This is a genomic window from Gluconacetobacter sp. (assembly GCF_047721585.1).
Classification (GTDB): Bacteria; Pseudomonadota; Alphaproteobacteria; order Acetobacterales; family Acetobacteraceae; genus Gluconacetobacter; species Gluconacetobacter dulcium.
In genome coordinates, this window is the sequence record NZ_JBDNXE010000063.1 from 1 (window position 1) to 23,019 (window position 23,019).

At 65.9% G+C, this 23,019-nt stretch carries 19 protein-coding genes and 1 pseudogene; 14 read left to right on the top strand and 6 right to left on the bottom strand.

The window, feature by feature from the left end; translation table 11 throughout:
- A pseudogene (locus ABF821_RS12410) lies at window positions 1-454 on the bottom strand (phosphoenolpyruvate carboxylase); the annotation flags it as partial.
- A gap of 184 nt (window positions 455-638) precedes the next feature.
- On the opposite strand from ABF821_RS12410, the gene ABF821_RS12415 reads away from it, so the two are divergent.
- From ABF821_RS12415 to ABF821_RS12465, 11 genes are all read left to right on the top strand, one after another.
- The gene (locus tag ABF821_RS12415) at window positions 639-1,952 is read left to right on the top strand and encodes a DUF445 domain-containing protein (protein WP_415530190.1); all 1,314 of its coding nucleotides are present in this window, start codon (window positions 639-641) and stop codon (window positions 1,950-1,952) included.
- A gap of 147 nt (window positions 1,953-2,099) precedes the next feature.
- A complete protein-coding gene (locus tag ABF821_RS12420) occupies window positions 2,100-2,570 on the top strand; it encodes an SUF system Fe-S cluster assembly regulator (RefSeq protein WP_182973490.1) in 471 nt (156 codons plus the stop codon).
- Between the two features lie 14 nt (window positions 2,571-2,584).
- Complete coding sequence (gene sufB, locus ABF821_RS12425; RefSeq protein ID WP_182973491.1) at window positions 2,585-4,075, top strand: Fe-S cluster assembly protein SufB; 1,491 nt, start codon at window positions 2,585-2,587, stop codon at window positions 4,073-4,075.
- Between the two features lie 6 nt (window positions 4,076-4,081).
- Window positions 4,082-4,864, top strand: coding sequence for a Fe-S cluster assembly ATPase SufC (gene sufC, locus ABF821_RS12430; RefSeq protein WP_174787926.1), 783 nt, complete (start codon window positions 4,082-4,084; stop codon window positions 4,862-4,864).
- Window positions 4,861-6,126, top strand: a complete 1,266-nt coding sequence (gene sufD, locus ABF821_RS12435; protein ID WP_415530192.1) for a Fe-S cluster assembly protein SufD — start codon at window positions 4,861-4,863, stop codon at window positions 6,124-6,126. The genes sufC and sufD overlap by 4 nt, the downstream gene beginning before the upstream one ends.
- 2 nt (window positions 6,127-6,128) lie before the next feature.
- Window positions 6,129-7,379, top strand: coding sequence for a cysteine desulfurase (locus tag ABF821_RS12440; RefSeq protein ID WP_183009121.1), 1,251 nt, complete (start codon window positions 6,129-6,131; stop codon window positions 7,377-7,379).
- Between the two features lie 10 nt (window positions 7,380-7,389).
- A complete protein-coding gene (sufU, locus tag ABF821_RS12445) occupies window positions 7,390-7,833 on the top strand; it encodes a Fe-S cluster assembly sulfur transfer protein SufU (RefSeq protein WP_415530193.1) in 444 nt (147 codons plus the stop codon).
- 37 nt (window positions 7,834-7,870) lie between these two features.
- On the top strand, window positions 7,871-8,299 hold the full coding sequence (locus tag ABF821_RS12450) for an SUF system Fe-S cluster assembly protein (protein ID WP_259654714.1): 429 nt from the start codon (window positions 7,871-7,873) through the stop codon (window positions 8,297-8,299).
- 46 nt (window positions 8,300-8,345) lie between these two features.
- Window positions 8,346-8,729, top strand: coding sequence for a HesB/IscA family protein (locus tag ABF821_RS12455; protein ID WP_182973496.1), 384 nt, complete (start codon window positions 8,346-8,348; stop codon window positions 8,727-8,729).
- Window positions 8,730-8,898: 169 nt separating this feature from the next.
- Window positions 8,899-9,699, top strand: a complete 801-nt coding sequence (gene nagB, locus ABF821_RS12460; protein WP_183009124.1) for a glucosamine-6-phosphate deaminase — start codon at window positions 8,899-8,901, stop codon at window positions 9,697-9,699.
- A gap of 93 nt (window positions 9,700-9,792) precedes the next feature.
- Entirely contained in the window at window positions 9,793-11,973 is a 2,181-nt protein-coding gene (locus tag ABF821_RS12465) for a beta-N-acetylhexosaminidase (protein ID WP_415530194.1), read from the top strand.
- Between the two features lie 57 nt (window positions 11,974-12,030).
- Here the strand turns inward: ABF821_RS12465 and ABF821_RS12470 are convergent, their stop codons facing one another.
- Window positions 12,031-12,702, bottom strand: coding sequence for a glutathione S-transferase (locus ABF821_RS12470; protein WP_415530195.1), 672 nt, complete (start codon window positions 12,700-12,702; stop codon window positions 12,031-12,033).
- A 188-nt stretch (window positions 12,703-12,890) separates the two neighbouring features.
- Window positions 12,891-13,742 (bottom strand): hypothetical protein, encoded by an 852-nt coding sequence (locus tag ABF821_RS12475; protein WP_415530196.1) that lies wholly within the window; start codon window positions 13,740-13,742, stop codon window positions 12,891-12,893.
- Window positions 13,743-14,088: 346 nt separating this feature from the next.
- Between ABF821_RS12475 and ABF821_RS12480 the strand changes: the two genes are divergently transcribed.
- Window positions 14,089-16,158, top strand: coding sequence for a M13 family metallopeptidase (locus ABF821_RS12480; protein WP_375272254.1), 2,070 nt, complete (start codon window positions 14,089-14,091; stop codon window positions 16,156-16,158).
- Between the two features lie 154 nt (window positions 16,159-16,312).
- On the opposite strand, the gene ABF821_RS12485 is transcribed toward ABF821_RS12480, so the two are convergent.
- Both ABF821_RS12485 and ABF821_RS12490 read right to left on the bottom strand, forming a co-directional pair.
- Window positions 16,313-17,593 (bottom strand): class I SAM-dependent RNA methyltransferase, encoded by a 1,281-nt coding sequence (locus tag ABF821_RS12485; RefSeq protein ID WP_415530197.1) that lies wholly within the window; start codon window positions 17,591-17,593, stop codon window positions 16,313-16,315.
- Between the two features lie 214 nt (window positions 17,594-17,807).
- Window positions 17,808-19,448, bottom strand: coding sequence for a DEAD/DEAH box helicase (locus ABF821_RS12490; RefSeq protein ID WP_415530198.1), 1,641 nt, complete (start codon window positions 19,446-19,448; stop codon window positions 17,808-17,810).
- A gap of 254 nt (window positions 19,449-19,702) precedes the next feature.
- On the opposite strand from ABF821_RS12490, the gene ABF821_RS12495 reads away from it, so the two are divergent.
- Window positions 19,703-21,535, top strand: a complete 1,833-nt coding sequence (locus tag ABF821_RS12495) for a glycoside hydrolase family 15 protein (protein ID WP_415530199.1) — start codon at window positions 19,703-19,705, stop codon at window positions 21,533-21,535.
- 81 nt (window positions 21,536-21,616) lie between these two features.
- Here the strand turns inward: ABF821_RS12495 and ABF821_RS12500 are convergent, their stop codons facing one another.
- A complete protein-coding gene (locus tag ABF821_RS12500; protein ID WP_182973503.1) occupies window positions 21,617-22,069 on the bottom strand; it encodes a CopD family protein in 453 nt (150 codons plus the stop codon).
- 148 nt (window positions 22,070-22,217) lie between these two features.
- On the opposite strand from ABF821_RS12500, the gene ABF821_RS12505 reads away from it, so the two are divergent.
- Window positions 22,218-23,019: NAD(P)H-hydrate epimerase (locus ABF821_RS12505; protein ID WP_415530200.1), on the top strand; the 802-nt coding region annotated here is incomplete at its 3' end.

The following is a 23,019-nucleotide window of genomic DNA, read 5'->3' on the forward strand; positions in this document are numbered from 1 at the left end:
GAGTGGCGGGATCGGCCGATGCCATCGTCGCCAGGAGCGCGTAGACCGGATTGGCCAGGGCGAAGGTCGGGTGGGCGGTGAAGACGGCCGCGAAGCGGCAGCGTTCCACGGTTTTGCGGAAGGCGCCGAAGGTGGGCGGCGTGCCCTCCGGCCCCGGTGCGGTGGCGACTGTGCGCGCGACCTCGCGCAGGCGGGCCGCGATCTGCGAATCGTCGGTGCCGTCGACATAGCGGCCCAGCCGGGCGGCCCGGGCGCGGAAGGCGTCGTCGCGCAGTTGGCGCACCACGCCGTCGAGCATGTCGGTCGTGAGGGTACCGGCCGTCAGCCGCCGGCCGATTCGGCGCGCCAGGGTGATGATGGGATTGCCCGCGGACAGGTCCTCGGCTCCCGTGACCGATTGCCGTGCGAGGTCGAGCAGCATTTCCGCCGCGTCGCTGATGGAGGTGTCGGTCATTGCTGGCCTGTCTTTTCTGTAATCATCCGTGGCGTCACGCTCCGGCAGGGTTTCATGTTCGCGTTCCCATCGCAATCTCTGGCGGTGTCGATCACGCCGAATTTCGGTCGATGTGCCGCGAGGGGGCAGCGGGTTTCGTGGGCGGCGCTTGGGTCTGTGCGTGCGGAGTGGTATCGAGCAGGGGATGAAGACGAGCCCCGATGCGGAAAACGCCATGTCCGATGCGGATCGGGCCGCCTGGCGGACATTGCGCCGATATCGCCTCGCGGCGGGCGGCCTTCTGGCCGGCATGGGGGTGCTGACCGTGGCGACCTGTGCCGCGCCGGCGACCGGCCTGGTGGCCAATGCCCTGTGGCTCGATGTGTTGCGGTCGGGCGCGAAGGCCGGCGTGGTGGGCGGTCTGGCCGACTGGTTCGCCGTGACGGCCCTGTTCCGGCGGCCCATGGGGTTGCCGATTCCCCATACCGCCATCCTGCCCGCGCAGAAGGCGCGTCTGGGCGAGGCGCTGGGCCGCTTCGTGGCGACCCACGTCTTTACCGAGGCCGATGTGGCGGCTGCGCTGGAGCGGATCGACCTGCCCGGAATCGTGGCCGGCCTGCTGGATGACCCGGCGACCGCGCAGACCGTATGCCGTACGCTGGCCGGCGCCGCGCCCGCCGTGATGGCGCGGCTGGAAGATGGGCGGGCGGGGTCGGCCGTGACGCGGATGCTGCCGCTGATTCTGGGAGGTGAGGATGTGGCGCCCGTGGTGGCGCGGACCCTGCGGGCGCTGGTGGAAGGCGATCGGCATCAGGAAGTGCTGTCGTTTCTGCTGGCGCGGCTGAAGGACGGGCTGAAGGCCAAGGAAGAATCGCTGCGTGCGATGATCGAGGACCGCGTGCGCGAGCAGGGGGGGCGGATTCTGGGCTGGGCCATCGGCGGCTCGATCGCGACCAAGGTGCTGATCGCGGTCAATCAGGAACTGGATCGGGTCGATCCGCAGAATTCGGACCTGCGCGAGGGCTTCACCACCTGGGTGCGCGGGGAGATCGACCGGATCGAGACCGACCCCGAGCGGCGCCGGGAGATCACGGGCGCGATTGCCGGCGTGATGACCCATGACAGCATCCGCGACTGGGGGAGCGATGTCTGGCGCCGGATGCGGCTGATGATCGAGGCCGACATGACCCGTTCGGATGGCTGGACGGCGTCGATCGTGCGGGACACGTTGCTGCGTCTGGCCGAGCAGATGCGTACCGACCAGGCGTTGCGCGAGCGTGTGGTCGGGTGGGCGCGCCGCATGATCCTGGGCAGCCTGCCTTTCGTACGCGAGCGGCTGTCGCGCTTCATTGCCGGGGTCGTGGCGGCCTGGGATACCGACATGCTGGTTTCGCGGCTGGAATTGCGGGTGGGCCGGGATTTGCAGTTCGTGCGGCTGAACGGCACGCTGGTCGGCTTCCTTGCCGGGGCCGTGCTGTCGCTGGCGCTGCATCTGATTTTCGGGGCGCAGGCGGGATGATCGGCCGCGTCAGGCGGACATGAAGGTCCGCCGTGCGCGGTTTGCACTTGACGATGGCGCCGTTGGGTATCATCTGGATCGTAAATCAGTACTGAATTGGTCCGCTATGGGGCGGGCCGGAATCCAGGGACGAAAAGGGGGGTGCGGGTGCTGAGACTCTCGAAGCTGACCGACTATGCCGTCGTGGCCCTGGTGCGCCTGGCGCAGCAGGACGAGATGATGACCTCGCCTTCGCTGTCGCACGCCACGGGGATTCCCGAACCGACGGTGGCCAAGGTGCTGAAGATTCTGGCGGCCGACGAACTGGTGATTTCCCTGCGCGGCGCGCGTGGGGGATACCGTCTCGCGCGGCCGCTGCATGAAATTTCGGTGGCGCGGGTCATCACCGCCGTGGATGGGCCGATCTCGCTGACGGCATGCGTCGATGGCGGGGAGTGCGATGCGCGCACCCTGTGCGGCCTGTGCGGGCAGTGGGATGCGGTCAATGACGCGATCCGGGGGGCGTTGTCCTCGATCACGCTGGCCGACATGCAGACCCGCGGGCAGGCCGCGCGGGGACCGGGGGCCGGTTGCGCGGCCCATGACATATCCGCTGCCGGCCCGGCCGTCGCAGTCTGAGGGAGCAGGAAGACATGCCAGCGATTGCCGAAACCCGCGATGCGGTCGAGACTCTGGGCCAATCCACTTACAAATGGGGCTTCGAGACCGAGATCGAGATGGACATGGCCCCCAAGGGCCTGACCGAAGACACGATCCGTTTGATCTCGCAGCGCAAGCAGGAGCCGGAATGGCTGCTGGAATGGCGGCTGAAAGCCTTCCAGGCCTGGCAGGCCATGACCGAGCCGACCTGGGCCAAGGTCAGCCATCCGCCGATCGATTTCCAGGACGCGCATTATTATGCCGCGCCGAAGAAGAAGCCGGGGCCGAAATCGCTGGAAGAGGTCGATCCTGAACTGCTGCGCACCTACGAAAAGCTGGGTATCCCGCTGCACGAACAGGCGATGCTGGCCGGGGTGGAACTGCCCGAGGGGGAGACCGCGCGGCCGCCGGTGGCGGTGGATGCGGTGTTCGACAGCGTGTCGGTGGTGACCACTTTCCGTGAAACGCTGGCCAAGGCCGGCGTGATTTTCTGCCCGATTTCCGAGGCGGTGCGCGAGCACCCCGAACTGGTGCGCCGCTATCTGGGCAGCGTGGTGCCGGTGGCGGACAATTTCTATGCGGCGCTGAATTCGGCGGTCTTTACCGACGGGTCGTTCGTGTATGTGCCCAAGGGCGTGCGTTGCCCGATGGAGCTTTCGACCTATTTCCGCATCAATGCGCGCAATACCGGGCAGTTCGAGCGGACGCTGATCGTGGTCGAGGACGGGGCGTCGGTCTCGTACCTGGAGGGCTGCACGGCGCCGATGCGCGACGAGAACCAGTTGCACGCGGCGGTGGTCGAACTGGTGGCGATGGAAGATTCGTCGATCAAATATTCGACGGTCCAGAACTGGTATCCGGGCGACGAGCAGGGGCGCGGCGGGATCTATAATTTCGTGACCAAGCGCGGCGCGTGCCGGGGCGACCGGTCCAAGATCTCGTGGACGCAGGTCGAGACCGGATCGGCCATTACCTGGAAATATCCCTCCTGCATCCTTCAGGGCGACGGCGCGGTGGGTGAGTTCTATTCGGTCGCGGTGACCAATAATCATCAGCAGGCCGATACCGGGACCAAGATGATCCATCTGGGGCGCAATACGCGCTCGACGATCATCGCCAAGACCATCAGTGCCGGGCATTCCGACAGCACCTATCGCGGGCTGGTGCGGATGATGCCCAAGGCCGCCGGGGCGCGGAATTTCACCCAGTGCGACAGCCTGCTGATCGGCGACCAGTGCGGGGCGCATACCGTGCCCTATATCGAAAGCCGCAACCTGTCGGCCAAGATCGAACATGAGGCGACGACTTCGAAGATTTCGGAAGACCAGCTGTTCTATTGCCGCCAGCGCGGCCTGTCCGAGGAAGATGCGGTGGGCCTGATCGTGAACGGCTTCTGCAAGGACGTGCTGAAGGAACTGCCGATGGAATTCGCGGTCGAGGCCCAGAAATTGCTGCAGATCAGCCTTGAAGGCAGCGTCGGCTGAACGGAGATGAGTGACGTGAGCAACGAGTTTTTGCGGATTGCCGGCCTGTGCGCCAAGATTTCGGATAACGGCGCGGACAAGGAAATCCTGCGCGGCGTCGATCTGGAGATCCCGGCCGGTGAGGTCCATGCGATCATGGGGCCGAACGGGTCGGGGAAATCCACGCTCTCCTACGTTCTGGCGGGGCGCGAGGATTACGAGGTGACGGCGGGCAGCGCGACCTTCAAGGGCCAGGACCTGCTGGCGCTGGAGCCGGAAGAGCGCGCGGCGCTGGGGCTGTTCCTGGCCTTTCAGGCGCCTGTCGAATTGCCGGGCGTCAATAACGCGAACTTCCTGCGTACCGCTGTGAATGCGGTGCGCCGTGCGCGCGGGCAGGAAGAACTGGACGCGGTGGCCTTTCTGAAGGCGGTGCGGCAGGAGACGAAGCATCTGTCGATGTCCGACGACATGCTGAAGCGCAATGTGAATGTCGGCTTTTCGGGTGGCGAGAAGAAGCGCAACGAAGTGCTCCAGATGCGCATGCTGAACCCGTCCTTCGCCATTCTGGACGAGACGGACAGCGGGCTGGATATCGATGCGCTGCGGATCGTGGCCGAGGGTGTGAATTCGCTGCGGGCGCCGGATTTCTCGGCGCTGGTCATTACCCATCATCAGCGGCTGCTGGATTACATCGTGCCGGACCGCATCCATGTGATGGCGCGCGGGCGCATCATCCATAGTGGCGGGCCGGAACTGGCGAAGCAGCTTGAGGCCCAGGGCTATGCCCGTTTCCTGGCGGAGGCCGCGTGAACGCGATCGCTCCCGTCGGCGTCAGCGCCGCTGCGTTCCTGAACCGCTATGCCGGCGGGGAGGGGAACGCCACGCGCGCCCAGGCGGCCGACCTGCTGCGCAAGGCGGGCCTGCCGCGCGCGGGGGTCGAGGCGTGGAAATACACGTCGCTGCGGACGCTGGCGGATATCGCGTTTGCCGGCGCGCCGGTGCAGGCCGATGCGGCGGCGGTCGACGCCTTGCTGGCCGAGGCCGAGCGGGCTTATGCGCTGGATGCCGGCCTGCCGCGCGCGGTGATGGTGAACGGGCGTTTCGCGCCCGGCCTGTCGCGGCTGCCGGACGGGGTGTCGGTGGCGCGTTTCGCGGCGGACGTGGATCTGGCGCCGCATGACGATGTGGCCAGTGCGCTGAATGCCCTGCTGGCGGAAGACGGGCTGACGCTGACGGTGGCGCCCGGTGTGGATGCCGGGCGGATGGCGCTGCTGTCGGTCGTGGTGGCGCCGGATGGTGTCGCGCTGTCGGTTCATCCCCGGCACCGGATCGTGCTGGGGGCGGGGGCGCGCCTGTCGGTGCTCGATCTGTCGGTCGGGCGTGGCGATTATCTGAACAATCCGGTGCTGGATGTCGCGGTTGCGGAAGGCGGGCATCTGATCCATGCCAAGTTGCAGACCGAGGACCCGGTTGCCCGGCATCTGGCGGTGGTTCATGCCGAGGTCGCGGGTGACGCGTCCTATGACAGTTTCACCCTGACGCTGGGGGCGGCGCTGGCGCGGCACGAAGTGCATGCCAGGCTGACGGCCGAGGGTGGCATCGTGCATGTCAATGGCGCGCAGTTGCTGGACGGGCGGCAGGTGGCCGACCTGACCAGCGTGATTACCCATGCCGCGCCGGCGTGCAATTCGCGCCAGACGGTGAAGAACGTGCTGGCGGGCCATGCGCGGGGCGTCTTTCAGGGCAAGATCCTGGTCGAGCGTGTTGCGCAGAAGACCGATGGCTACCAGATGAATCAGGCTCTGCTGCTGTCGGATACCGCCGAGATCGACGCCAAGCCGGAACTGGAAATCTATGCCGACGACGTGCGGTGCAGCCACGGTGCGACCGTGGGGGCGCTGGATGCGGAGCAGCTTTTCTACCTGCGCAGCCGGGGGGTGGCGGGCGATGAGGCCCGGGCGATTCTGGTCAAGGCGTTTCTGCACGACGCGATGGAACTGATGGGCGACGCGGCCTTGCGGGCGGTGCTGGACCGCGCGGTCGAGACCTGGTGGAACCGAAAGGACGCATGATTATGGATGTCCCGCCTGTGGTAATGCTCGACGCCATCGATTCGCTGCGCGACCGGCGTGCCGATTTCCCGATCCTGGGCGAGACGGTGCATGGTCGGCCGCTGGTCTTTCTGGACAGCGCGGCCTCCGCGCAGAAGCCCGTCCAGGTGATCGATGCGATGGGCGACGCCATGCGCACGCAATACGCCAACATCCATCGCGGCCTGCACTGGATGAGCGAGCGTACCACCGATGCCTATGAGGCGGTGCGTGGCCAGGTGGCCGGGCTGATCGGGGCTCCGGCGCGGGAAGAGGTGATCTTTACCCGCAACAGCACCGAGGCGATCAATCTGGTTGCCTACTCCTTCGGCAGCCTGATGCGGCCTGGGCAGGCGGTGGTGATTTCGGAGATGGAGCACCATGCCAATCTGGTGCCGTGGCAGATGCTGCGGGACCGGACGGGCATTGAACTGCGCGTGGCGCCGATCACCGATGACGGCGACCTCGAACTGGATGCGCTGGAGCGTCTGCTGGCGGACGGCAAGGTGGCGCTGGTGGCCGTGACCCACATGTCGAACGTGCTGGGGACCGTGACGCCGGCGCGGCGGATTGCCGATATCGCCCATGCGGCAGGGGCGCGCGTGCTGTTCGACGGCAGTCAGTTCGTCGTGCATCGCCGGGTCGATGTGCAGGCGATCGATGCCGATTTCTATACTTTTACCGGCCACAAGCTGTATGGCCCGACCGGGATCGGCGTGTTGTGGGGGCGGCGGGAGTTGCTGGATGCCATGCCGCCTTTCATGGGTGGCGGGGACATGATCTCCACCGTGACCTTCGAGCACTCCACCTGGGCCGGCCTGCCGCATAAATTCGAGGCCGGCACGCCTGCGATCATCGAGACGATCGGGCTGGGGGCGGCGATCAGCTACATTGAGGCCATCGGGTATGAGGCCATCGCGGCGCATGAGGCGGCGCTGGTCGCATATGCGTTGCCGCGTCTGGCCGAGGTGCCGGGCCTGCATGTGGTGGGGGCACCTGCCGAGCGCGGGGGTGTGATTTCGTTTACGATGGATGATGTGCATCCGCACGACATCGCCACCCTGCTGGATCGCAACGGGATTGCGGTGCGGGCGGGCCATCATTGCGCCGAGCCGCTGATGCGGCGCCTGGGGCTCTCCGCCACCGCGCGCGCCAGTTTCGCACTGTACACGACGCGCGAGGAGGTGGATGCCCTGGTATCGACGCTGACGCAGATCCGCGGCTTTTTCGTCTGAGACGGGCACGATGGATCGGGACGGGCTCTACCAGCGGCAGGTGATCGAACGGGCGCGTGCGCCCGTTCATGCCGGCCCGCTGGACGGGGCGACCGGGCGGGGCGAAGGAACGAACCCGATGTGCGGCGACCGGGTGCGCATCGGGATATGGTTCGATGGAGACGGGCGGATCGGGACCGTGCGCCATCAGGCCAGGGGATGTGCGATCTGCCTGGCTTCGGCCGACATGATGGCCGAACTGGCGGTGGGGCAGGACCAGGGCGGGGCCGTGACGATGGGACGGACGTTCGCCGCCCTGTTGCAGACAGGGCAGGATGGCGGGGTTCGTCCGGAACTGATGGTTTTCGCGCCCTTGCGGCAGCATCGGTCGCGCATCCGCTGCGCGACGTTGGCGTGGTCGGCGCTGGAAGCGGCGTTGACCGGGACCCCGGCGGAAGACTCGAAGGACGGATGAGGCGGGAATGATGGTTGAGACCGACAGGATGGCCGCGATGGAAGAGACCGGGAACGGGGCGGAGGGGCATGGCTTCTCGTTCGATCCGCCGCCGGCCGGCGACAGCCCCTCGGTGGCAGGCTGGACGCCTGATGGCCAGCCGGCCGCGGAAGCGGCCGTTGCGGTGCCTGACGAGGAGGCGGTGATCGCAGCGATCGCCACCGTCTTCGATCCGGAAATTCCGGTGAATATCTATGAACTGGGTCTGATCTACGCCATCGACCTGCATCGTGACGGCACGGTGCGTGTTGAAATGACGCTGACGGCGCCCAATTGTCCGAGTGCGCAGGAACTGCCGGCCCAGGTGCAGGAAGCGGTTCGTACCGTCCCCGGCGTGACCGATGCGACGGTCGAGATCGTCTGGGACCCGCCGTGGGACATGTCGCGCATGAGCGACGATGCCCGCCTCAGCCTGAACATGTTCTGACACGTCGCGGCGGGGTGCCATGCCCGCCGGGATCGGGAGATTGCCAATGACTGTTTCCAGCAATGCGACGACCGCATCGCCCACCCCTTCCAGGCGGGCTCTGCCGCCCCTGATGGCGCTGTCCGACCGGGCGGCCGATCGGCTGCGGGCGTTGTACGCCACGGCCCATGCCGGGCAGTTGTTGCGGATCGCGATCTCGACCAAGGGTTGTTCGGGCCATGCCTACGACATGAGTTTCGTCGAGGCGGCCGGGCCGGGGGACGAAGTGGTGACCGACAAGGGCGTGACCGTTCTGGTCGACCGCAAGGCGACGCTGTTCCTGATCGGCACGACGATGGATTATGAGGTCAAGCAACTTGAATCCGGCTTTACCTTCAATAATCCGAACGAGAAGGGCCGCTGCGGCTGCGGCGAAAGCTTCCACGTCTGAATGCGGCGTCTCCGGGCGATGGGCTGCCGTCAGTGAGCTGTCGTCAGCGGGTTGGCGTCGATGGGCTGGCGTCATACGGTCTGAATCCGGATTGTACAGGCCGTGAGACGTGCTCTTTCCCTGAGTGGATGGGCGAGCCGCCGATGGCGGTGGGAAGGAGCGAAAGAGCATGAAGGTTCTCATCTGTTCCGATTCCGGTCGCGTTGCCGAACTGGCGGCGCGGCTGCTGGCCGGACAGGTGCGCGGCAAGCCGGATTCCGTCCTTGGACTGGCGACGGGGCGGACGATGGAGAGCATCTACCGCCGGCTGGTCGGAATCGCCGGCGCGGATGGCATCGATTTTGGTGCGGTGACCACCTTCAATCTCGATGAATATGTCGGCCTGTCGGGTGAACAGGCCCAGTCTTACCGCCATTACATGCGCGCGCATCTGTTCGGGCACGTCAATCTCGACAGTGCGCGAACCCATGTTCCCGATGGCGCGGCGCGGGATGCCGATGCGGAAGCCCGGGCCTATGAAGCGCGGATTGCCGGGGCGGGCGGGATTGATTTGCAGCTTCTCGGTCTGGGAGAGAACGGACATATCGGCTTCAACGAGCCGTTGTCCTCGCTTGCCAGCCGTACCCGCGTCGTTACCCTGGCACGGGCGACGCTAATGCAGAATGCGGGACTGTTCGACGGTGATCCGGCCCGCGTGCCGACGCGGGCCATCACGATGGGAACGGGTACGATCCTGGAGGCGCGCAAGGCGCTGATGGTCGTGACCGGTGCCCGGAAGGCCGGGATCGCCGCACGGGCCATCGAGGGGCCGGTCAGCGCCTCGGTGCCGGGATCTGCCCTGCAATGTCACCCCGATTGCCTCGTCCTTCTCGATCCGGCAGCGGCGTCCGCGTTGAAGCTGCGCGACGCGATCGAATGGCAGATGCGTCATGATGCGGAACTGCTCGCGATTCAGGCGCTCAGCCGGTAAGACATTGATGGCGTGGGAATCCGGGCGATGCGATATGCCTTGGGCGGGTCGTGTCGTGGCGGAATCCGCGGAGCGTTCCAAGAGAGGATGAGCATGGCGTTTTCGACCGCGCGCGCGGCCCTGGTCGGGTCTTCGCTGCTGGCTGCGATGATGGTCGTTCCGGCGTGGGCGGCGCCCTCGGGCGAACAGCCGGTGGTGGCGCAGTCCGTGGCTCCCGCGCTGATGCCGCTTCCGTCTTCGGTGACCTTCTCCAATGGTGCGCTTCCCCTGTCCGAGGGGTTTGCCGTGGCGTGGGGGCGTCCGCCTTCTGCGATGCTGCGCGCGGCGGCCGGGCGCTTTCTGCGCCGTGCCGATGCGCTCGCGGGGCGGGTGTTGCCTGTGGCGGCTCGCCCGGCCGGCGCCACGGCGGGGCCGGTTGCGCTCCGGATCGATGCCGGGCTGGATGCGGGCTGGCTGAGCACGCGGGCGAAGGAGGATTACCGGCTGGTGGTCGGCCCCGACGGCGTGACGCTGACGGCCGGTGGTCCTGATGGGGTGCTCCATGGTCTGGCGACCCTCGCGCAACTGATTGTGCGGGATGAAAACGGCCCGAAGATCGGTTTTGTGACCATTGCGGATCATCCCCGTTTCGTCTGGCGCGGGATCATGATCGATACGTCGCGCCATTTCGTGACGGTCGAGACCATCAGGCGCCAGATCGACGCGATGGAGATGCTGAAACTCAACGTTCTGCACCTGCATCTCAGCGACGGCACCGGCTTTCGGGTGGAGAGCCATGTGCTGCCCGAACTGACCGCGAAGGGATCGCACGGCCAATATTATACCCAGGCGCAGATCCGCGATCTGGTGGCTTATGCGGCGGATCGGGGTATTCGGATCGTGCCGGAATTCGATCTGCCCGGCCATGCCCTGGCCGTGCTGCTGGCCCATCCGGAACTGGCGGCCACCCGTCCGGTCGATCCGGAGCCGAAGAACAAGAACACGGCCGCGCTTGATCCCACCCTGCCGGAGACGCTGCGTCTTGTGCGCCGGCTCTACGGTGAGATGGGGCGGCTGTTTCCGGATGCCTATTTTCATGCCGGTGGCGACGAGGTCGAGCCGGACGAATGGATGAAGAATCCGAAGATCGTGGCCTGGATGAAGGCGCATGGCGACACCACGCCGCAGGCCTTGCAGGCGGGGTTTACCGTCCAGGTGCAGAAGATCCTGGCCGCGCAGGGGAAGGTCATGGTCGGGTGGGATGAGGTCAGCGAGGCCGCCATTCCATCCGACGTGGTGGTCGATGTCTGGCGGAGTTCGAAATTCATCGCGTCCGCGACCGGGGGTCATCATCCGGTTATCGTTTCTGCCGGATATTATCTCGATCTGCTTCAGCCGGCCGGGCAGCATTATCTGGTCGACCCGTACGATCTGGCTGCGAACGGCGTGACCCGAGAGCAGGCTGACAGATTGCTGAAGAAGGGGATGCGCCCCGATCTGGTGAATGCGTTCCTCAAGGAGCCGGCCCCCCCGCCGCTGACCGGGGAGCAGAAAGCCTTCGTCCTTGGGGGCGAGGCCCCGCTGTGGGCGGAACTCGTGACCGACGAGATGCTCGATGCGCGGATCTGGCCGCGTGCCGCCGCGATTGCCGAACGGTTCTGGTCGCCTGCCGAGGTGCGGGATGTCGATGACATGTATCGCCGCCTTGCGGTGGTGAATGCCGGGCTTCAGATCACGGGATTACAGGCGGAGGCGAACAGGTGGCGCATGGCGGCGCGGCTCTCGCCCGGCGCGGTCGATCCGGTCATGGTGCTGGCCAGTGCGACGGTGCCGCTGCGTAATTACAACATGAACCGTTATGTGGGACGCCATGGCAGGAGGCTGGATGAAATCGGGGAAGTGGCGTCGCCCGATCCGGTGCCGACGCTGCGGTTCTCGATGCTGGTGACGCGCTATGTGTCGGGCGACCGCACGGTGGTGCCGGCACTCCGGCGGCAGCTTGTGGCGTGGCGCGACAATGATGCGGCGTTTGCCCCGGTGGCGTATGTCCGTGGTCTGTCCGAGGCGCGGGTGACCTCCCGCCATCTCGCGGTGATCGCCCAGGTTGGGTTGAGGGCGCTCGATGGCAAGCCGACGCTCTCTGCCGCGGAGAAGGAGATTTTCGACCAGGAAGATGCGGCCATCAACAGTTCCGCCGATGTCTCCGGTTCATCAGGTGGCCCCGCGAGCCTGCCGCCCGCGGGGCTGATGATCGCGGTCGAACCGGCAGTGAGGAAACTTCTCGGCCCGTCATGAGGATGTGGGAGGGGAGGGGAGCAGGATGATTCTTCCCCCGGTCACGTCAGGTCCGTCTTATGTCGCCGCGTAGGCATAAGGACCGCCTCGTTCCAGTGCCCGCCTCCAGGCCGGCCTTGCGTGGATACGACGCAGAAACGCCCCGACATGGGGAAGATGCCGCACCGCTCCCGTTCGGGCGGATGCGGCCTCCAGTGGAAAACTCATCTGGATATCCGCCGCGCTGAACGAATCTCCGGCAAACCAGCCGGTCTGCGTCAGCGATTCTTCCCAGAAGGCCGTGTGACGCTTGATTTCCGGGTCCAGAAGCTGGGTCTGCACCCCCTTCGCGATGAGGGAGGCGAAGGGGCGGAGCAGGAATGGCACGCGGGATGGCAGCATCCCGAAGATCAGCTTCATTACCAGCGGCGGCATGGCCGATCCTTCCGCGTAGTGCAGCCAGTAGATGAAACTGCGATATTCCGGGGTTCCGGCAGGAGGGCGCAGGTGGCCTTTATCATGTTCATCGAGAAGATATTCGATGATGGCTCCGCTTTCCGCGAGTGTGACGTGGCCTTCCGTGATGATCGGCGACTTGCCCAGCGGGTGGATTTTCCGGAGTTCCGGCGGCGCTTGCATCGTTCGGGGATCGCGTTTGTAGAATCGTATCTCGTAGGGCACGCCGAGTTCTTCGAGCAGCCAGAGCACACGTTGCGAGCGGGAATTTTCGAGATGATGCACGATGATCATGAGAGGCCGTCCTTGTCGCGTCCTTTTTTCAGGCGCGGTCTGGAGCATCGGGACTCGTGATAACGTCGGACGGCGTGGGGGCGTTCATGCCGCTGGTGTGACTGTGACCATGGGCGCGCCGCGTCGGAGACGCCAGGCGACGGATTCCGTTTTTCAGAGGCGGTTTTAAAAGCTCTGGTGGCAGGCGCTTAGTCTGTCCGCTTCCAGGGGGTGAACGGGACTGGAAAAATCATTGTCATAGCAGTGATCGGCTTTGTGCTGACGAACACGGCCTCGGCCGGATAAACGCGGGGCTGGAAAGAGAAATCATAGGGTTTGTCGCCATTGTTCTGCACGAGGCTGAATGTCTTGCCGGCTTCGGTCACGGATAGTTCGGATTGGGGCGGCAGGGTGATGGTGACCGTCTTCGCGTCCGGTAGAAAGGCTGACATGAGGAGGCCGGCCTTGCGGCTTATTTGGTGATCGAGCCGCGATAACCATGCTCTGGCGTCGTTGCCCGTGAAACGGGGCGCCGGTGGCGGGTCCATGCTGACCGTCGCCTGAAACCGGATCTCCTGGCCTTTGGACAGGGCTGCCACGACATTCGGGTTTTCCGCCTGCAAGGCGGGGTCGGTCGGGAGGACGATTTCATTGTCGCCTCTGGGAAACAGGGAGACATGGCCCTGTTTCGCATCGAGAAAAATATGGGCGTCTTCGGGTTGATGGTCGCCGGGCTCCAGCAGCGCCCGGACGTGCAGGTGCAGACCCGTCGGGTGGCCGTCTTTCAGGCCAATGGCGTTCATCGTATCCGTCATGCGGCCTAGATTCGACAGCACGACATGATGAAACGCACCGCGAATGGCGATATCTTCAGCCGATGCGGGTGAGGCAACGAACAGCCAGGCGGGCAGAGCGGCCAAGAACCTCAAGCGCATTCCTGTATCCTTTACCCGGCGTTGTGTGACGACGATCCTGTAACTGTCCATCGGATATCGGTCGGCATGACGATTGATATCATTACTTGCGATGGTACGTATGCTGCCGCCGGCGACTGATTCCATAGCGATGCGGCATTATGCCTGAAATGTTACCTCGAATACCTGTTGTCGTTCTGGAGATTAATAATATTTTACTTTAAACGCAATCATCGCCCCAGCATTTTTCAAGCATTATGTGGCCGATATGAAGCGGTAACATCTTGATGCGGGTTCGGCCTCATGCTCTTTCGACGGCATTGTCGACTGTCCGGGCCGGATCATGGTCCAGGCGAATTTCCGAGCGCGGACATCCATGTCATGCAGGGCCTGGACGACCACAACACGTAATCGGCGCGCGATTGCGCGCCGGGGAGAATATGATTTGATCCGGACGAAACTTCACGGTGCCGCGAAGCGCCGTGTCAGGACCATGATGCTGCTGGGCACGGCCTGCCTTGCCGGCGTGCTGGCGGGGACGCAAGCGCAGGCCGCCGCGACCATGACGGCGCCCGCGACGCCGAGCGTGCCCGCGATGGCGCAGGGGTCGTGGGGCTTCGACCTGCCCGGCCGCAATCTTTCGGTAAAGCCGGGCGATAATTTCTTCGATTATGCCAACGGCACCTATGTCGATCATCTGGTCATTCCGCCGGATCGGACAAGCTGGGGGCCGTTCAACGAACTTGCGGAACTGTCGCGCACGCGGGTGCAGGCGATCCTGAAGGACGTATCGTCCCAGCCCGAGGCGAATCCCACGACGATCGAAGGCAAGCTCGGCACGTTCTATGCCTCGTTCATGGATGAGGCGGCCGTCGAGGCGCTGGGCGCCAAGCCGCTGGCGGCCGACCTGGCGGCGATCCGCGCCGTGCATGACGCCGCATCCTTCGCCGCCCTTGCGGCGAAGGCGCAGGAGACATTCCAGTCCTCGCCGTTCTCGCTCATGATCCAGCCCGATGCCAAGGACCCGACGCGGTACGCGCTCGATCTGGACCAGGCGGGCCTGGGCATGCCGGATCGCGATTATTATTCCAAGCCGTCTTTCGCCGCGAAGAAGACCGCGTATCTGGCCTATGTCGAGCAGATGCTCGGCCTGATCGGCTGGCCCGACGCGAAGCAGGCCGCCTCCGATATCGTCGCCCTCGAGACGGCGATTGCGAAAGTGCACTGGGCGCGCGACGAGATGCGCGATCCGGAGAAAAGCTACAACCCGCGCACCGTGCAGCAACTTCAGAAGGACGCGCCCGGCTTCGACTGGCCGACATGGCTGAAGGCGGCGGGCATCCCCGAGGCGGGCCTTGCGCAGCGCGTCCTGATCGCGGGCGAGCCGAGCGCGATCGCGGGGGAGGCGAAGATCCTCGGCGCGACGGATATCGCGACCCTGCGGGCCTGGCTTGCGTTCCATCTGGCGGACAATGCGGCCCCCGACCTGTCGAAGCCGTTCGTCGATGCGTGGTTTGCCTTCAATGGCAAGACCCTGTCCGGCCAGCCGCAACTGCCGGTGCGCTGGAAGCGTGCGGTGGGGGCGACGAGTTCCGCGATGGGGTGGGCGATCGGCCGCGTCTATGTCGCGCGTTATTTCCCGCCGGAAAGCAAGGTGGAGATGGGGCATCTGACGGATGCGCTGAAGACCGCGTTCCATGTCCGTCTGGAACATAATAGCTGGATGGGGCCGGCCACCCGCGCCGCCGCGCTGCGCAAGCTGGACAATTTCACCATCCAGATCGGCTACCCCACCAAGTGGCGCGACTATGGCACGCTGGAGGTCCACAAGGGCGACGTGTATGGCAATGCCACGCGGGCGGTCGCCTTTGAATGGCAGTACTGGCTGGGCCATCTGGGCAAGCCGGTCGATCGCGATGAGTGGGACATGACGCCGCAGACGGTGAATGCCTACAATATGCCGGTCTTCGACGAGATCGTGTTCCCCGCCGCCATTCTCCAGCCGCCCTTCTTCAACCCGAAGGCGGATGCGGCGATCAATTATGGCGCGATCGGCGGTGTGATCGGGCATGAGATGACCCACTCCTTCGATGATGAAGGCCGCAAGTTCGACGAGCATGGGCGGCTGCGCGACTGGTGGACCAAGGCGGATGCCGTGCGGTTCCAGAAGCTCGCGGATCGGTTGGGCGCGCAGTACGATGCGTTCGAGGTGCTGCCGGGCGTGCATGTGAACGGCAAGCTGACGATGGGCGAGAACATCGCCGATCTGGGCGGGCTGACGCTGGCGCTCGATGCCTATCATGCCTCGTTGCACGGCAAGCCGGCCCCGGTGATCGACGGGTTGACCGGCGACCAGCGGGTGTTTCTCGGCTGGGCGCAGGTCTGGCGCGAGAAGGTGCGTGACGATGCCGTTCGGCAGGAAATCGTGGTCGATCCGCATTCGCCGCCGGTCGCGCGCGTCAATATCCCGATGCACAATATCGACGCCTGGTACGCTGCATGGGCCGTCGAGGCCGGGCAGAAGCTTTATCTCAAGCCCCAGGACCGCGTGAAGATCTGGTAACGCAAGACCGGCCGGGCAGAGCCCGGCCGGTTCGCATGGGGATATTCACATCAGGTCCGGATCGCTTCAGGTTGAGGCGATCCGGGCCTGATTTTTTTTTGGATGGGCGATTCGCGTTTCCGGAGCGGCCTGGAACGATCGGGCCCCGTGCGGTTTATCGCGGGCGGCGGCGTGGGGCGGGCGGGGCGCTGAAGACGCAGACGGCTTCGACTTCGGTCGACCACAGGAACTGGTCGATGACCGTTACGCCGTCCAGCCGGTATCCCGCCGCCTTCAGCCCGGCGGTGTCGCGGGTCAGGGCCTGCGGGTTGCAACTGACATAGATGATCCGGGCCGGCTTTCCGTCGATGATCTGCGCCATCTGGGCGCCGGCACCCATATAGGGGGGATCGAGGACGATGGCGCTGGCTTCGGCGATCTGGCGGGCCATGATCGGCTGGCGGTTCAGGTCGCGCTGTTCGGCGACGACGCGGGTGCCGCTGGTCGCGCGGCGCATGGCGGCGACCGCGTCGGGATGGCCTTCGAACGCCAGGACCCTGGCCTTCTCGCTGAGTGCAAAAGAGAGGGTTCCGCAGCCGGCATACAGTTCGATGATCGCGTCGCGGCGCGCCAGTTTGCGCGGCAGCGCGGCCAGGACCGCTGCAATGATCGCGGCTTCGCCCTCGCGACTGGGTTGGAGGAAGGCCCCGGAAGGGGGGGCGACGGAGATACCCGAGAACAGGTGATGCACCGGTCCGGTCTGGGCGGCGGTCTCCGGTGTGTCGGTGCTGCCGGTGCGGCGCCAGGCAATGCGGGGGATGCGCTGGCTGCGCGCGAATTCCGCCAGTTTGGCGCGATCGCTTGGCTCCAGGGGACCGTCGGTTGCCAGGAGCAGGTCCGGCCCCGAGTCGAGGAGGTTGATCAGCACGTCGCCGTTCTGCCGCAATGCGCCCAGCGAGCGGGTGACCTCGCGCAACGCGGGGAGGAGGGCGAACAGCGCGGGGGCGAGAATCGGGCAGGTCGTCAGATCGACCACGTCCCCGCGCCGTGCGTGCAGGCCGATTGCCACGCCGCCCGGCCGGCGGCGGATCGCCAGATCGACGCGCCGCCGGGATGCGGGCGGGCTCTGGAATCGCGCGGTGACGAGGGGCTCGGCAAAGCCGGCGCGCTCCAGGGCATGGACGACCGTTTCGCTCTTCCATGCCAGCGCGGCGGGGAGGGACAGATGCTGGATGACACAGCCGCCGCATTGCCCGAACAAGGAGCAGGGCGGTTCTACCCGGTCCGGGCTGCGGCGCAGGACCGACAGCAGGTGGGCCGAACGGGCATCGAACGGTTCGACACGGACATGTTCGCCCGGCAGGGCGCCGGGAACGAACAGGGGGTCGCCGTTCGGCATGCGGGCCAGACCGTCGCCGTCCGCTCCGAGTGCGCTGATTTCGATTTCGGTGTTCATCAGGGTCTTATATCCAGATCGTCCCGGCCGGTCTGCGTCGGCCAGGACGCCCGGAACTCAGAGCCTGACTGGCATATGGGCTGGTGAGCGGGAGCGATCGTGGCCGCTCCGGCATGGGTGTTTTACGTATCGGAGCCGCCTTGATCGGCTTGGGCGCCGATACATTGCATGTGCGCGCTGGATCGCTGCCCGCGCGCACATGCGGTCGGGGCGCTCAGGCCGGTTCGTCGGCTGTATGGGTGCTCTCGTCGTCAGCCGAGGGCGTGATCGTGAACTGCCGGCGGGGCAGCAGCATGAAGGCGGGGACCTCCGTGCCGAAGCCTGTGACCGGATTGCCGTTTGCCTGCACGGTGGCGTCTTCGAGTTCGCGCTCCCGATGATGGCGTGGCGGCGCGGGCTTGCGCGCTGGCGGCGGCGCGGCGGCGGTCTCGGGCGCGGGGCTGGCCTCGGCCGGTGTGGCGGGAGTAGCGGCCGAGCGGGCGGGTTTGGGGCCGCGACGGTCGTCCTTCTCCCGGCCGCGTCCGCGGCCCTTGCCCCCACGGGGACGCGCTTCCTCGGACCAGTCGAGCTGGGTCACGCCTTCGACCGCCAGACGCGGAATCGGGTGGCCGATCAGCTTTTCGATCGCTTCGGCCAGGCCCCGGTCATGCGGCGAGGCCAGGCTGTAGGCGTGGCCGGTGCGGCCGGCGCGGCCGGTGCGGCCGATCCGGTGCACATAATCTTCGGCATGGAACGGCAGGTCGAAATTGAAGACGTGCGACAGGCCGCCGATATCGATGCCGCGCGCTGCGACGTCGGAGCAGACCAGGAATTTGAGGTCGCCGGCCTTGAAGCGCTCAAGCGTGGAGAACCGGACCGACTGCGGCAGGTCGCCATGCAGCGCGCCGGCCGAGAAACCGTGCTTGACCAGCGATTTGCACAGCACGTCGACATCGCGCTTGCGATTGCAGAAGATGATGGCGTTTTGCACCGCGTCGTCGCGCAGCATCTGGCGCAGCACGCGCCGCTTGTCGTCCTCGTCGACCACCACCAGTCCGGCCTCGATGGTCGTGGCGACGGAGGATGGGCGGCTGACGGTGATTTCCTTGGGATTTTGCAGGAACATGTCCGCCAGGCGCCGGATTTCCGGCGCCATGGTGGCGGAGAAGAACAGCGTCTGCCGCAGGGGCGACAACATGCCGACGATCTTCTCGATATCGGGGATGAAGCCCATATCGAGCATGCGGTCGGCTTCGTCGATCACCAGCAGGCGGGTCTGGGTCAGCAGCAGGCCGCCGCGCTCGAACAGGTCGATCAGCCGGCCCGGAGTCGCGATCAGCACGTCGACGCCGCGATTCAGCACGTCCTTCTGCTCGGCCATACTCTCGCCGCCGATCAGCAGCGCGTGGTTCAGTTTGAGATATTTGCCGTATTTGGCGAAGTTCTCGGCCACCTGGAGCGCCAGTTCGCGCGTCGGCTCCAGGATCAGCGAGCGCGGCATACGAGCCCGTGCCCGGGAGCCCGACAGGATTTCGAGCATCGGCAGGGTGAAGCCGGCTGTCTTGCCGGTGCCGGTCTGGGCCACGCCCAGCACGTCGCGACCCATCAGCACATACGGGATGGCCTGGGCCTGAATCGGCGTGGGGTGGATGTAGCCGGCTTCGTCGATGGCACGCTGGATCGGCTCGGACAGGCCAAGATCGGAAAAGAGCGGCTGTGCGGCGGCTTCGGCCGGCTCGTCGGGTGTGTCCACGGTACCGGAAGCGGACAGCGCGCCACCGGGGGAGCCGGCGTCCGTGTCAGGTGGGACAATGGAGACGGGATGGGCTGCGGCGTCAGGTTCGGCCGAAGCGGAGGCATTCGTCTTGGCGCTCAAAATTCTCTCGAACGTGTCAGTGGTGTGGTCCCGTCCATTCCGCCACGATGTGGTCCGGCAGGCATTTCGGCCTGTTTTCCTGCGACGAAGCAGGGCCTTGCGAAAATGAAGGCGAATCCTCCGATTCCGCGTGACTGTCCGTATCGGTAAATGCGACGAAAATCAAGCACCGAGCACGGAAGCGAGCGGAGTCTGTCCGGGGTGTCGCAGGTCCTTGCGTGTCATGTCTCTGGCGTTTTGTCTCTGGAGGATTCGTGGTCACAGTCACGCCGTTGAAAATCGAGGATTATGGCCTGATCGGCGATGGACGCAGTTGCGCGCTGGTCGGGCGGAACGGGTCGATCGACTGGCTCTGCTGGCCGCGATTCGACAGTCCGGCCTGTTTCGCCGCCCTGCTGGGAGACGGGGAGAACGGGCACTGGCAACTGGCGCCGGACGAAGAGCGTGGGGGGACGCCCGTTACGGTGACGCGGTCGTACCGCAATCACGGCATGGTGCTGGAAACGGTGTTCGAGACGCATACCGGCGTGGTCGCGGTCCTGGATTTCATGGCCGTCGGTGCCGCCGAACCGACCCTGATCCGGATTGTCGAAGGCCGGCGCGGGGCGGTGCCGATCCTCAACTGGCTGGTGCTGCGTTTTGATTACGGGCTGTCTGTGCCGTGGGTGACGCGCCTGCCGGACAATATGGGCATCAGTGCCATTGCCGGCCCCTCGCGTTGCGTGCTGCGCTGCCCGGTGGCCCTGCATGGCGAGGATCGCCATACCGTGTCGCGGTTTATCGTGTCGGAAGGTGATCAGGTGCCTTTCGTGCTGACCTATATGGATTCGCACGGTGCGCTGTCCCAGCCCATCGACGCGCAGGCCGCGCTGCATCGGACGGAACAATTCTGGTCGGACTGGATCGGGCGCTGCACCTATCAGGGCGAGCATGCCTCGATCGTGCGGCGCTCGCTGCTGACGCTCAAGGCGCTGATCTACCAGCCGACGGGGGGGATCGTGGCGGCGCCGACGACCTCGCTGCCCGAGGAACTGGGGGGCGGGCGGAACTGGGATTATCGCTATTGCTGGTTGCGTGATGCCTCGCTGACGCTGATCGCGATCATGGCCGGTGGGTATTTTGAAGAGGCGATGGCGTGGCGTGACTGGTTACAGGCGGCCGTCGCAGGCAGTCCCGACCAGGTCCAGATCATGTATGGCATCGCCGGCGAGCGGCTGCTGAACGAATGGGAGGCCGGCTGGCTGGCCGGTTACGAGGGATCGAAGCCGGTTAGGGTCGGCAATGCGGCGGCCGGTCAGTTGCAGCTCGATGTCTATGGCGAGGCGATCGCGGCCCTGCATGTCGCCCGCCAGACGCGCCTTTGCGCGATCACCGATGGCTGGCGGTTGCAGGTCGGGCTGTTGCAGCATCTGGCGACGATCTGGAAGGAGCCGGACGAAGGGATGTGGGAAGTCCGCGGGGGGCGGCGCCAGTTTACCGTATCCAAGATCTCATGCTGGCTGGCGTTCGACCGGGCGATCCGGGATGTCGAGAAATATGGGCTCGAGGCGCCGCTGGAGGAGTGGAAGGCCCTGCGGCAGGATATTCACGACACGGTCTGCCGCGAGGGGTTCAATGCGGACAAGAACAGCTTTGTCCAGTATTTCGGCGGCACCGGGCTGGATGCGGGGTTGCTGCTGATCCCGGTCGTCGGCTTTCTGCCCGCCGATGATCCGCGCGTCAGCGGCACGGTTGCGGCGATCGAGCGCGAATTGCTGGACGAGCATGGATTTGTCCGCCGCTATCTGCCCGATCATGTCATCGAAGGCGTAGCCGGGGACGAGGGGGCATTCATTGCCTGCTCGTTCTGGCTGGTGAATGCCTATGTCGCCCAGGGGCGGATGGAGGAGGCCCACGCCCTGTTCAACCGGTTGCTGGCGTTGTGCAGCGACCTTGGCCTTCTGGCTGAGGAATATGACGCGATCACCGGGCGGCAGGTGGGAAATTTCCCGCAGGCGTTCTCGCACCTGTCGCTGATCAACTCGGCGTCGATTCTCAGTGCCGGCCGCATTACCACCATGGGGGCGGCGCCGCTGCCGGTTCTGTAGTGCGGACACGGGCTGGAGCGGCTGCACCGAAAGCGGCGAAACCGCGCGCCGGATCGCCAGGAGCGGTACAGCCGCGCCAGCCTACAGGCCGCGGGCCATGGCGGCGGAGAGGATCGTGAGGACGCCGAGGCCGATATTGATCGTCACCAGCGAGCGGATGGAGTCGAACAGGGCGGGTTGGGGGCGGATGGCGCGGCGGGCCTTCTGGAACGGGCCGAAATAAATGCGGGCGAATAGGGCTGCCATGATCAGGCCCAGGAGCTGCATCGCGTTGACCTGCCACGGGATGGCGGCGAAACCGCCCTCGTGCAGGATCATCAGCCAGCCGGTGATCAGGACGGCGGGCATCGTGTGCCAGACGACGCGAAAGAAGCGGGTGAGCGTTTGCAGGTGGACCGACGCGCGCTGGGTGGCGTCCAGCAGCCCCAGGCTGGGACGCAGGACGAACACGGCATAGATCATGCCGCCGACCCAGGCGGTCATGCCGAGTAGATGGATCGCGAGCACGAGGCTCCAGAGGATTGAGGAGGTCATGTCAACTCCCGGGCGGGGTGAGTGGATGGCCCGCGTGACGGGGCGCGGGCGTCGATGGTATGCTTGATCGCCAATTCCGCCCCGGCGCGCAAGGCGGCGGTGCGCGGATGCCCCCGACAACCCGCCCCTGACCGGAGGACAGTGCCCGATGGGCCAGCCCCAATCCAAGAGCGAATGCCCGCCCGCGACCGCGCTGCTGTTGCCGGACCCGGCGGAGATGGCCTTGATCGACAGGGCGGGTAGTCGAACCGTGCCGGTGCGCGATCTGATGGAGCATGCGGGCCGGGCCGTGGCGCGCGCCGTGATGCGCCATGTCGCGCCGTGCCGGGTGCTGGTGCTCTGCGGTCCGGGCAATAACGGTGGGGACGGATATGTCGCGGCGCGGCGTCTCGCGCAGGCCGGCTGGCCGGTTGCCGTGGCGGCTCTGGCGCCCCCTCGGGCAGGTGGCGACGCTGCTGCGGCGGCGGCTGAATGGCAGGGGCCACGGGTGGCCTTTACGGTGGAGGAGGCCGCGCGGGCCGACCTTGTGATCGACGCGGTATTTGGTGCCGGGCTCAGCCGCGCGATCGAACCGGACCTGGCAGCCGTGCTGGCGGCGGCGCGTCGGGTGGTGGCGGTGGACATGCCCAGCGGCATCGATGGTGCGACGGGCTGCGTGCTGGGCTATGCGCCGTCGGCGGAAATGACCGTGACCTTTGTACGGGCCAAGCCGGGGCATCTGCTGTTGCCGGGGCGTGAAAGGCTGGGGCGGCTGGTGGTTGCCGATATCGGCATGCCCGACACGGTATGGGACGTGGTGCCGGTGCGCACATGGCGCAATGCGCCGGGACTGTGGCAGGTGCCGGGCCAGACGGTGGATAGTCACAAATATGCGCGCGGTGTGGTCAGCATCTGCGGGGGCGGCACGATGCCGGGGGCGGCGCGGCTGGCGGCCGGGGCGGCGCGCATGG

Coding starts and splice junctions, on each gene's coding strand:
- ABF821_RS12415 (WP_415530190.1), top strand. CDS start 639: ATGAAGACGAGCCCCGATGCGGAAAACGCCATGTCCGATGCGGATCGG.
- sufB (WP_182973491.1), top strand. CDS start 2,585: ATGCCAGCGATTGCCGAAACCCGCGATGCGGTCGAGACTCTGGGCCAA.
- sufC (WP_174787926.1), top strand. CDS start 4,082: ATGAGTGACGTGAGCAACGAGTTTTTGCGGATTGCCGGCCTGTGCGCC.
- ABF821_RS12440 (WP_183009121.1), top strand. CDS start 6,129: ATGGATGTCCCGCCTGTGGTAATGCTCGACGCCATCGATTCGCTGCGC.
- sufU (WP_415530193.1), top strand. CDS start 7,390: ATGGATCGGGACGGGCTCTACCAGCGGCAGGTGATCGAACGGGCGCGT.
- ABF821_RS12450 (WP_259654714.1), top strand. CDS start 7,871: ATGGAAGAGACCGGGAACGGGGCGGAGGGGCATGGCTTCTCGTTCGAT.
- ABF821_RS12455 (WP_182973496.1), top strand. CDS start 8,346: ATGACTGTTTCCAGCAATGCGACGACCGCATCGCCCACCCCTTCCAGG.
- nagB (WP_183009124.1), top strand. CDS start 8,899: ATGAAGGTTCTCATCTGTTCCGATTCCGGTCGCGTTGCCGAACTGGCG.
- ABF821_RS12465 (WP_415530194.1), top strand. CDS start 9,793: ATGGCGTTTTCGACCGCGCGCGCGGCCCTGGTCGGGTCTTCGCTGCTG.
- ABF821_RS12470 (WP_415530195.1), bottom strand. CDS start 12,702: ATGATCATCGTGCATCATCTCGAAAATTCCCGCTCGCAACGTGTGCTC.
- ABF821_RS12475 (WP_415530196.1), bottom strand. CDS start 13,742: ATGGAATCAGTCGCCGGCGGCAGCATACGTACCATCGCAAGTAATGAT.
- ABF821_RS12480 (WP_375272254.1), top strand. CDS start 14,089: ATGATGCTGCTGGGCACGGCCTGCCTTGCCGGCGTGCTGGCGGGGACG.
- ABF821_RS12485 (WP_415530197.1), bottom strand. CDS start 17,593: ATGAACACCGAAATCGAAATCAGCGCACTCGGAGCGGACGGCGACGGT.
- ABF821_RS12500 (WP_182973503.1), bottom strand. CDS start 22,069: ATGACCTCCTCAATCCTCTGGAGCCTCGTGCTCGCGATCCATCTACTC.